The 9,163-nt window shown below is 62.6% G+C and carries 13 protein-coding genes; 9 read left to right on the top strand and 4 right to left on the bottom strand.

What is annotated here, in order from left to right; translation table 11 throughout:
• Positions 1-208 precede the first annotated feature (208 nt).
• The 3 genes from JT360_RS32340 to msrC all read left to right on the top strand — a co-directional run bounded on the left by JT360_RS32340 (position 209) and on the right by msrC (position 1,625).
• Entirely contained in the window at positions 209-367 is a 159-nt protein-coding gene (locus JT360_RS32340) for a hypothetical protein (RefSeq protein WP_214477369.1), read from the top strand.
• 264 nt (positions 368-631) lie between these two features.
• Positions 632-946 carry a GYD domain-containing protein gene (locus JT360_RS32335; RefSeq protein WP_214477367.1) on the top strand — a complete coding sequence of 105 codons (315 nt, stop codon included), beginning with the start codon at positions 632-634 and terminating at the stop codon, positions 944-946.
• A gap of 181 nt (positions 947-1,127) precedes the next feature.
• Positions 1,128-1,625, top strand: a complete 498-nt coding sequence (msrC, locus tag JT360_RS32330) for a free L-methionine (R)-S-oxide reductase MsrC (protein WP_214477364.1) — start codon at positions 1,128-1,130, stop codon at positions 1,623-1,625.
• On the opposite strand, the gene JT360_RS32325 is transcribed toward msrC, so the two are convergent.
• The 4 genes from JT360_RS32325 to JT360_RS32310 form a co-directional block, all read right to left on the bottom strand.
• Complete coding sequence (locus tag JT360_RS32325) at positions 1,626-2,705, bottom strand: YeiH family protein (RefSeq protein WP_250889229.1); 1,080 nt, start codon at positions 2,703-2,705, stop codon at positions 1,626-1,628.
• A gap of 101 nt (positions 2,706-2,806) precedes the next feature.
• Positions 2,807-3,091, bottom strand: coding sequence for a type II toxin-antitoxin system RelE/ParE family toxin (locus tag JT360_RS32320; RefSeq protein WP_214477362.1), 285 nt, complete (start codon positions 3,089-3,091; stop codon positions 2,807-2,809).
• Complete coding sequence (locus tag JT360_RS32315) at positions 3,088-3,369, bottom strand: type II toxin-antitoxin system ParD family antitoxin (RefSeq protein ID WP_214477360.1); 282 nt, start codon at positions 3,367-3,369, stop codon at positions 3,088-3,090. Before JT360_RS32315 ends, JT360_RS32320 begins: the two co-directional genes overlap by 4 nt.
• Before the next feature lie 125 nt (positions 3,370-3,494).
• Complete coding sequence (locus tag JT360_RS32310; protein ID WP_214477359.1) at positions 3,495-3,881, bottom strand: ester cyclase; 387 nt, start codon at positions 3,879-3,881, stop codon at positions 3,495-3,497.
• A gap of 211 nt (positions 3,882-4,092) precedes the next feature.
• Between JT360_RS32310 and JT360_RS32305 the strand changes: the two genes are divergently transcribed.
• The 6 genes from JT360_RS32305 to JT360_RS32280 all read left to right on the top strand — a co-directional run bounded on the left by JT360_RS32305 (position 4,093) and on the right by JT360_RS32280 (position 8,875).
• A complete protein-coding gene (locus JT360_RS32305) occupies positions 4,093-4,488 on the top strand; it encodes a (R)-mandelonitrile lyase (protein WP_214477356.1) in 396 nt (131 codons plus the stop codon).
• A 53-nt stretch (positions 4,489-4,541) separates the two neighbouring features.
• Positions 4,542-4,883 carry a carboxymuconolactone decarboxylase family protein gene (locus JT360_RS32300; protein WP_214477354.1) on the top strand — a complete coding sequence of 114 codons (342 nt, stop codon included), beginning with the start codon at positions 4,542-4,544 and terminating at the stop codon, positions 4,881-4,883.
• A gap of 2 nt (positions 4,884-4,885) precedes the next feature.
• Positions 4,886-5,893: an aldo/keto reductase gene (locus tag JT360_RS32295; protein ID WP_214477352.1), complete on the top strand. Its 1,008-nt coding sequence runs from the start codon at positions 4,886-4,888 to the stop codon at positions 5,891-5,893.
• 539 nt (positions 5,894-6,432) lie between these two features.
• The gene (locus JT360_RS32290; RefSeq protein ID WP_214477350.1) at positions 6,433-6,909 is read left to right on the top strand and encodes a GNAT family N-acetyltransferase; all 477 of its coding nucleotides are present in this window, start codon (positions 6,433-6,435) and stop codon (positions 6,907-6,909) included.
• On the top strand, positions 6,906-7,289 hold the full coding sequence (locus tag JT360_RS32285) for an ACT domain-containing protein (RefSeq protein WP_214477348.1): 384 nt from the start codon (positions 6,906-6,908) through the stop codon (positions 7,287-7,289). The genes JT360_RS32290 and JT360_RS32285 overlap by 4 nt, the downstream gene beginning before the upstream one ends.
• A 152-nt stretch (positions 7,290-7,441) precedes the next feature.
• A complete protein-coding gene (locus tag JT360_RS32280) occupies positions 7,442-8,875 on the top strand; it encodes an aldehyde dehydrogenase family protein (protein WP_214477346.1) in 1,434 nt (477 codons plus the stop codon).
• Positions 8,876-9,163: the final 288 nt, after the last annotated feature.

Raw genomic sequence — 9,163 nt, 5'->3', positions numbered from 1 at the left:
TCCGGCGAAGGATGCGGCACCCGCGGGCGGTGGTGGCGGCGGCATGGGCGGCTACTAAAGATTCAGCCGGCCCGGAAGGTGGTTTCTCAGAGACCACCTTCCGGGCCTGACCTGAATCTCGCCACGCCGGTTCTTCGCAAGAGCCAGGATGATTACCGCCGAGGGGTTCTTTCCCGGCGCACAGGCCTCTAGCCCAGGAGACGGATCCATGATCACGTTCGTGCAGAAGCCAGAGACGGTCGTCACGACCGAAGCCACCGAGGAAAGCCGCTTCGACCGCATCCGCAGGATTGCCGCCGACAAGCACAAGAAATCCGATTCCGACACGGCAGCGCTGTCAAAGAGCGAACCCAAACGCCCGACGTGAATCTGCGGCGCCGCCGCTACTTTCCAGCCCGAGTTCGATGCCATTGGCTGAGCGGGGATCCAGCCGGATCATCTCCTCGATCCCGGTGGCTATCATCAGCCTGTCCCGTATTGTTATTATATTAGCCAAGGCGCATATTTCTTCGGCAGCGGGCCCTTGGCCGCCAAGGCCTCCAAGGGCGCCTGCAATCGTCAGTGAAAAAAATGACTCCGTGCCGCTCGAATTATTGAGCAGCACGAGACAACGACATTTGGAGGAATACCCATGAAAGTGACTATTTTGGCAAACTATGCGCCTCATGCCGCCAAAGGATTGATGCAAGGCTCAGACAGACAAGCTGCGGTCAAGGCGCTTTTTGAAAGCGTTGGCGGCAAGGTGACCGGCATGATGTTCACGCGCGGCATCTATGACGTCGTCGTCAATGGCGAGGTGCCGGACCAGTCCGCAGGGATGGGCATGTCCCTTGCGGTGCGAGCGAGCGGCTCACTGACCGAGATGGTTGTACTGGAAGAACTCGACATGAAGGCAGTGCTCGCGGCTGCCAACAAGGCTGCTGGCGCTTACAAACCCGCCGGCTGATGGACTTGCCTTGTTGATCAAAGCAGCACGGTTCGATGGACGTGCCGTGCTGCCGAGTGTCGGATAGGGCATCTTCTCCGACTTTCGCGGTGACTGGGATTCACGCTAGTATCGTCCGGTGGTCGTTTGGTGCAGGGAGCTTGCGGAAACGGAACCGCGATTCTCGATATGGAGACAAGCCATGTTTGCCGCCAAGGCCATCGACACCTCGGACAAGGCGTCGTTCTACGGCGACCTCGCCGCACAACTGAAGGCGCTGCTCGAAGGCGAGCGCGACTCGATCGCCAACGCCGCCAACACGGCTGCCCTCATCTTCCAGATGGTGCCCGACCTCAACTGGGCGGGTTTCTATTTCCTGGCGTCGGACGAGGAACTGGTGCTCGGGCCGTTCCAGGGCAAGCCGGCCTGCGTGCGCATTGCGGTCGGCAAGGGCGTCTGCGGAACGGCGGTCGAACTCGGCACCTCGATGCTGATCAAGGACGTGCACGATTTTCCTGGCCACATCGCCTGCGATGCTGATTCACGTTCGGAACTGGTCGTGCTTCTGGAAGACGATCAAGGCGTCTTCGGGGTCCTCGATCTCGACAGCCCGCTGCCCGGCCGCTTCGACAAGGCCGACCAGGCCGGCATCGAGACGCTGGCCGCGATCTATGTCGGGGCGAGTTCGTTCGAAGACTAATCAGCCTACGAACTTCACCAGCATCAGGCTGAAGCAGCCGATGAACAGGAAGGCCGAGAAGGCGAGCGCCAGCGGGCGCAGGCCGCGCGAGCGCAGTTGCGAGATGTCGGCCTGCAGGCCCATGGCGGCCAGCCCCATGGTAAGCATGATGGTGGTGGCGAGCGCCATCGCCGCCTTTACTTCGACCGGCACGGTGACCAGGCTGTTCAGAGCCACGACGGCAACGAAGGCGGCGACGAACCATGGCATGGGCGGCCGCGCCCCAGATTGATCATTCGACTGGTCTCCGCTCATCTTGCGGCGCGCCATGAGGCCGAGCGCGATGACAACAGGCGCCAGCATGGCGACCCGGGTGAGTTTGGCGACGGTGGCGATCTCGCCGGACTGGGTGCCGTTCTGGAAGCCGGCGCCGATGACCTGCGCCACCTCATGGATCGAGGCGCCGGCCCAGAGGCCGAACGCGTGCTGGTCGAGGCCGAGCAGCGGCGCCAGAAGCGGGAAGCCGAGCATGGCGACGGTGCCGAACAGCGTGATCGAGGCGACGGCATAGGTGGCGTCCTCGTCGCGCGCACCGGTGACGATGTTGGTGGCGACGATTGCCGAGGCGCCGCAGATCGAGGTGCCGGCGGCGATCAGCTGCGCGAGTTTGCGGTCGACGCCGATCAGCCGGCCGAGCGTGATGGTGAAGACGAAGGTGGCGCCAAGGGTGGCCGCCACGATGCCGACACCGCCGGCGCCGATCGAGACGACCTGGCCGAGTGTCAATTGGAAGCCGAGCAGCACAATGGCAAAGCGCAGCAGGCGCTTTTGCGAGAAGGCGATGCCGGCCTTGGCGTGGGCGGGCGTGCCGAGCACGTTGGAATAGACCATGCCGGCGACGACGGCCAGGATCATCGGACTGAACAAGGCGAAGCCGGAGACATTGTGGGCCGAGAAGGCGACGGCTGTTATCATCGCCACCAGCACGATGCCAGGGATGACGCCGTTCCACACCGAATCGAGGCGCTTGCGACTTGCTGCCAGATCGGCTGAAATCGTGCTTTTCGGAATATCGTTCGTGATGCTGGCGGCGGAAGGCAATGCAATTCTCCAGGCGTGCATGCCCGTGGAATGCCATTTCACAACCGATCTTTCCAACGAATTGTTGTTGTTGAAATGATCGATTTTAGCGAACGATAGAGTTACAACAAATCTTGCCATTGCCGCGCGCCATGGACGACGCGAACGATTTCCGCGCCGTCCTCTGTCTGGCGATAGAGGATCAGGTAGTTTCCTACAGGGAACGTGCGCAAGCCCGCTCGCACGTTCGGCCTAGCAACGCCTATTCCCGGCATGTCAGCGATGCGATGGCAATGGGCATGGATTTCCGCATACCAACTCAGCGCGGCAGAGGGGCTATCCTCGGCTATATAGAGCGCGATGGCCTCGATATCCGCTTCGGCTTCCGGCCGTAGGCGCAGCGTCATTGCGAGTTGCGATCGGCGATCCTCGCATCGAGCTTGCTTTTTATTCTGGCGAAGGCTTGGCGTCCATCGACGGCGTCGCCGCTTGCCATGCCTTCATCCCAAAGCCGGCCCAACTCGTCGACAGCCTGATCGCGCTGCGTCCGGCGAAACTTCCACTCCCGCAATGCCTCCCGCATGACTTCGCTCGCAGAGGCGTATTCTCCCGCCGCGACGGCCTCGCGCATCATGCTTGCCATTTCAGGCGTGAGGGCAACGCTCACTTTTTCGACATTCGCCATCTGTGTGTTCTCCTAGAATACACAAGGTAGGCAAGTTTACCACCGGCGGCAAGGACGACGAAACGTTTGCACTCTTCTGACGCCTTAGCCGGGAAAGCGGCGGTGCCACGCGCCGCGACTGCCACCTAAAGCTGCGCCTCGATGGCCGCTTTGTCGATGACCGACCAGACGTGCCTGATCTTGCCGTCGAGAAACTCGTAGAAGACGTTCTCGCTGAAAGAGACTTTCCTGCCGTTGATGGGGAGGCCGAGGAAATTTCCCTTCGGCGTGCAGTTGAATTGCAGCCGGCTGGCTATGAAAGGCGTATCGGAAATCAGCAGCTGGATGTCGAAATAGAGATCCGGAATTTCCCGGAAATCCCGCTCCAGCATGTCGCGATATCCCGACAGCCCGATCCGGTCGCCATTATAGTGCACCTCGTCGTGCACGAAGCGGTCGAGGCTCTGCCAGTCCTGGGCATTGAGGCAGGCGATATAGCCACGATAGGTGTCGGCAAGGTCGGTGTCGGTCACGGCATGGCTCCCTGCTTTTGTCCTTGAGAGGATCAAAAACCAGATAGGACGGTCCCGAATGCAGTCCAGCTTGATTGCGCTAGCGTCGATGCCGCAAAGCTTTGACCAGCAGCTACCCATGGCCGCCGCAGGCCCTAAATAGGCATTTCTCACAATCACGCAGCCCGAAGTCGGCGGTCTTGGCTGCCCAGCGTCAAGAAGGACAAGAACAGTGGATATCCAGAGAAACGGCTCGCAAGCCTCGGCGAAGGGGCCCGCGGAGTATTTCACCGGCACGGTGCGCATCGATGCGCCCTTCAAGGGCAGCGAACCCGCCCGGGTCGGCGGCGCCACCGTTACCTTCGAGCCCGGCGCGCGCACGGCCTGGCACACCCATCCGCTCGGCCAGACGCTGATCGTGCTGTCGGGCGCCGGCCTGGTGCAGCGCGAAGGCGGGCCGATCGAGCCGATCCGCCCCGGCGACATCGTCTGGTTCGCGCCCGGCGAGAAGCACTGGCATGGCGCGGCACCAACCACGGCGATGAGCCATATCGCCATCGCCGAAGCGCTCGACGGCAAGGTCGTCGACTGGATGGAGAAGGTTACCGACGAACAATACGGGGCTTGACCGAAGACCGGGCGGTTCCGCCCGAACCGATACTCCAACGAAGGAAAACAACCATGACCGATGCACAAGCGGCTCCCACGAATCCGTTCTCGGATATCGCCCCCGCCCTCGGCAAATATACCGACGAGGTGCTGTTCGGCGATGTCTGGAAGCGGCCCGGCCTTTCGCCGCGCGACCGCAGCCTGGTCACCGTTGCCAGCCTGGTCTCAGGCTACCGGATCAATGAAATGCCGGCGCATATGAAGCGAGCGCTCGACAATGGCCTCACGCGCGACGAGCTCATCGAAACCATCATGCATCTCGCCTTCTATGCCGGATGGCCGGCGGCAGCCACGGCTCTGGGCATTGCCCGGAAGGTTTTCGAACAGGCCGACGCCGAGCAACAAGGACAATGACGATGCCAGAACAAACACTTGGGCAAAAACGCACACTTGGCAACAGCGGCCTCGAAGTCTCGGCCATCGGGCTCGGCTGCATGGGAATGAGCCAGTCCTACGGGACACCGATGGAGACGCCGGATGCGGTCCGCCTGATCCGCTCGGCGTTCGAGCGCGGCATCACCTTCTTCGACACCGCCGAGGTCTATGGACCGTTCAAGAACGAGGAGGTCGTCGGCGAAGCTCTGCAGCCAATCCGGGACCAGGTGGTGCTCGCCACCAAGTTCGGCATCGACATCGCTGGGACGGCCGGACATCAGGGCATGGACAGCCGGCCGGAGCATATTCGCGAGGTCGTCGAAGCTTCGCTCAAGCGGCTGCGGACCGATTACATCGACCTGCTCTATCAGCACCGCGTCGATCCGGTCGTGCCGATCGAAGAAGTGGCGGGCACGGTGAAGGATTTGATCAGCCACGGCAAGGTGAAGCATTTCGGCCTCTCGGAGGCCGGCGTGCGCACCATCCGGCGCGCGCATGCAGTGCAGCCGGTCGCCGCACTGCAAAGCGAATATTCGCTCTGGTGGCGTGAACCCGAGGAGGCGATCCTGCCGGTCCTCGAAGAGCTGGGCATCGGCTTCGTGCCCTTCAGCCCCTTGGGCAAGGGCTTTCTCACTGGCGCCATCAATGCCGACACGAAATTCGACAGCAGCGACTTCCGCAACATCGTCCCGCGTTTCGCGGAGGAAGCCCGAAAGTCGAATCAGGCGCTGGTCGACGCCATCGTCGCGATCGCGGCCGAGAAGAAGGCGACCCCGGCACAAGTCGCGCTCGCCTGGCTGCTGGCGCAAAAACCCTGGATCGTTCCGATCCCCGGCACCACGAAGCTCAACCGTCTCGAGGAGAATATCGGATCGTCCACCATTGCGCTGACGGCGGACGATCTTGCCGACATCGACAACGCGGTCTCGGCGATTGCCGTGCAGGGAGAGCGCTACTCGCCGCAACAAGCGGCAAGGATCGATCGCTGAGGCGCACTGGTCGAACCCGCTGACAAACTCGACTGCCCATTCGATCCGACAGCCAACCAGAAGGGCATCATAATGACCGAGGGGTAAAGGTCGTCGTGATCACCAGCGCCAGCAACGGCTACGCTGGCGCTGCCCCTCACCTGCCTGCCGGCATCCTCTCCCCGTATAGTGACGGGGAGAGGGGCGCTGTCGTCGATGGTTTCGCCAATCACCAGCGTTGCAAGAAGGGCGTCGAGGTTGCAGCCAGCGTCCTTCTCCCCGTCACTATACGGGGAGAAGTGCCCGGCAGGGCGATGAGGGGCGGCGCCAACTTCGGCTATTGGTGTCTCTGCGACAAGCCTCGCCTTGACAGCGCCGCGGTTCCTGCCTCAGCTTGGTGCCATGTTCGTTTTCGCTACCAATAGCCAGCGACGCCGTTCCTGCACACTGCGGAGCGGCATTGCGCCACGACGAAGGCCGGCAGGATAGATCCGGTTCGTTCGTTTCCAGCCCCGCCCGCGACATCAGCCGGCGGGGTTTTCCATGTCTGGAGCATTGTCATGACCATCGAGTTTCGGCCTGCCGAACCCGCTGACGCCGCCGCCATCAGGGACATCGTGCGATCAGCCTATGCCAGATGGGTGCCGGTGATCGGCCGCGAGCCGCTGACGATGCGCGCCGACTATGACAAGGCCGTTGCCGAGCATCCGTTCGACCTCGCCGTCGACGCCGGCCGCATCGTCGGCATGCTCGAAACCATGCTGGCCGACGACCATCTCTGGATCGAGAATGTCTGCGTCGCGCCGGATGCGCAGGGCAGGGGCATCGGGCGGCTGCTGCTGGATCGAGCCGAGCAGAAGGCGCTTGAAGCGGGCCGCCGCGAGCTCCGCTTGTTGACCAATGGCGCCTTCGAGGCCAATGTTTCGCTGTACAAGAGACATGGCTATGTCGTCGATCGGGAGGAGCCGTTCATGAACGGCACGACCGTCTATATGAGCAAGAGGCTTGCCGGACCGGCAATCGGAGTTCGACAATGAGCGCCAGAGTCAGGCTGAAGCAGCTCTCCGGGCTGTACGCGATTTCGCGGCTCGAGGCGGGTGACAGCATTCCCGGCTGGGCGGACGGGCCGGGCTTCGTCAGCATCACCAGGACCGACGACGAGCTTTCGATCACCTGCCTGCAGGATCGCGTTCCAGGCACGGTCAAACAAGATGGCGGCTGGGTCGCCTTCAAATTGCAAGGGCCCTTTGCTTTCGACGAAACCGGCATCGTGCTGTCGGTCATCAAGCCGGTGTCGGAAAACGGGCTGGGCATCTTCTTGGTATCCACCTTCGATGGCGATCACCTGCTGGTGAAATCGACGGATCATGCCGCGGCGAGGCGGTTCCTGGTCGAGGCTGGGCATACGTTGCTGTAGTCCATCCTCACCAAGCCGTTGCTGGCCCAACCTGTCTGGCTCAACGACTGGCGCCCTGGTTCAACCACTTCGAGGGTTGCGTTTGACAGCGCCGTTTGAGCATCGTTATGTCTGATCCCATATCACGGCCGGATGCGGCCAAGGAGAGAACCATGTCACACAATCTGCAGTTCTATATCGATGGCGCGTGGGTCGATCCTGTTGTGGCCAACACGCTCGATGTCATCGATCCGTCGACCGAGGATGCCTTCGCGCAGATCTCGCTCGGCTCCAAGGCCGATGTCGACAAGGCGGTGGCCGCCGCCAAGCGCGCCTTCAATACGTTCGGCTTCACCTCGGTGGAAGAGCGCCTTGGGATCCTGAACCGCGTGATCGAGGTCTACAAGAAGCGCAGCAAGGACCTGGCGCTGGCCGTGTCGCGCGAGATGGGCGCGCCGCGCCAGATGGCGCTCGACAGCCAGGTCGGCATTGGCCTCGCGCATCTGACCAAGATGGCGGAAGTGCTGAAGACCTTCCAGTTTCGCCAAGTCAAGGGTTCTTCGCTGATCGTCAAGGAGCCGATCGGCGTCGTCGGCCTGATCACACCGTGGAACTGGCCGCTGAACCAGATCACCTGCAAGGTGGGCCCGGCACTCGCCGCCGGCTGCACCATGGTGCTGAAGCCGTCGGAGATCGCGCCGATCGATGCCATCATCTTCGCCGAGATCATCGACGAGGCCGGCGTGCCGAAGGGCGTCTTCAACCTCGTCAATGGCGACGGCCCAGGCGTCGGCCAGGCGCTCTCCAGCCATCCCGACATCGACATGATGTCGTTCACCGGTTCGACCCGGGCCGGCATCCTGGTGGCCAAGGCGGCCGCCGACACTGTCAAGCGCGTGCATCAGGAGCTTGGCGGCAAGTCGGCCAACATCCTGTTCGGGGATGTCGACCTCGCAAAGGCGGTCACCAAGGGCGTCGCCGGCTGCTTCAGCAACAGCGGCCAGTCCTGCAACGCGCCGACGCGCATGTTCGTGCCGCGCGACCGTCATGACGAGGCGGCCTCCTACGCCAAGGCGGCGGCGGAAAAGTTCACCGTCGGGCCGGCCGACGCGGCCGGCACCAAACTCGGCCCGGTCGTCAGCCAGGTCCAGTTCGACAAGATCCAGGACCTGATCCAGGCCGGTATCGACGAGGGTGCGACGCTGGTCGCCGGCGGCCCCGGCCGCCCCGCCGAACTCAACCGCGGCTACTATATCAGGCCGACCGTGTTCGCCGACGTCAGCCACGACATGCGCATCGCGCGCGAGGAGATCTTTGGGCCGGTGTTGGCGATCATGCCCTACGACACGGTCGAACAGGCGGTCGAGCAGGCCAACGACACCGTCTACGGCCTTGCCTCCTACATCCAGGCCAAGGACATCCAAAAGGCCCGCGACGTGGCGGCACGCATGCGCTCCGGCAATGTCTACATCAACTACCCGACCTGGGACGCCGGCCTGCCCTTCGGCGGCTACAAACAGTCCGGCAATGGCCGCGAATACGCCGAATACGGCCTCGAGGATTTCCTCGAGATCAAGGGCATCGCGGGGTATGAGGCGGCGGAGTAGAGGCGCCTGCGTCGCGGCTAATCGCCGAAGCCGGCGCCGCCCCTCACCTGCCTGCCGGCATCCTCTCCCCGTATAGTGACGGGGAGAGGGGCGCTGTCATCGCTGATTTCGCCAATCACCAGCGTTGCAAGTGAGGCGCCAGCGTTGCGGCCAGTTCCTTCTCCCCGTCACTATACGGGGAGAAGTGCCCGGCAGGGCGATGAGGGGCGGCGCCGGCTTCGGCAATTAATATCTCGGTTGTAAGGTGAAAGTCGTCGACTGAAGCCACTCGTTCCTCCCCTCATCCTT

Source organism: Mesorhizobium sp. dw_380 (assembly GCF_018588885.1).
In the GTDB taxonomy this organism is placed as follows: Bacteria; Pseudomonadota; Alphaproteobacteria; order Rhizobiales; family Rhizobiaceae; genus Mesorhizobium.
The sequence above is the reverse complement of the archived record's forward strand: the minus strand, read 5'-3'. Positions and strand labels throughout refer to the sequence as shown.

Excerpts from the sequence above, each read along its gene's own strand:
- JT360_RS32340 (WP_214477369.1), top strand. The coding sequence starts at position 209 with ATGATCACGTTCGTGCAGAAGCCAGAGACGGTCGTCACGACCGAAGCC.
- JT360_RS32335 (WP_214477367.1), top strand. The coding sequence starts at position 632 with ATGAAAGTGACTATTTTGGCAAACTATGCGCCTCATGCCGCCAAAGGA.
- msrC (WP_214477364.1), top strand. The coding sequence starts at position 1,128 with ATGTTTGCCGCCAAGGCCATCGACACCTCGGACAAGGCGTCGTTCTAC.
- JT360_RS32320 (WP_214477362.1), bottom strand. The coding sequence starts at position 3,091 with ATGACGCTGCGCCTACGGCCGGAAGCCGAAGCGGATATCGAGGCCATC.
- JT360_RS32315 (WP_214477360.1), bottom strand. The coding sequence starts at position 3,369 with ATGGCGAATGTCGAAAAAGTGAGCGTTGCCCTCACGCCTGAAATGGCA.
- JT360_RS32300 (WP_214477354.1), top strand. The coding sequence starts at position 4,542 with ATGACCGATGCACAAGCGGCTCCCACGAATCCGTTCTCGGATATCGCC.
- JT360_RS32295 (WP_214477352.1), top strand. The coding sequence starts at position 4,886 with ATGCCAGAACAAACACTTGGGCAAAAACGCACACTTGGCAACAGCGGC.
- JT360_RS32290 (WP_214477350.1), top strand. The coding sequence starts at position 6,433 with ATGACCATCGAGTTTCGGCCTGCCGAACCCGCTGACGCCGCCGCCATC.
- JT360_RS32285 (WP_214477348.1), top strand. The coding sequence starts at position 6,906 with ATGAGCGCCAGAGTCAGGCTGAAGCAGCTCTCCGGGCTGTACGCGATT.
- JT360_RS32280 (WP_214477346.1), top strand. The coding sequence starts at position 7,442 with ATGTCACACAATCTGCAGTTCTATATCGATGGCGCGTGGGTCGATCCT.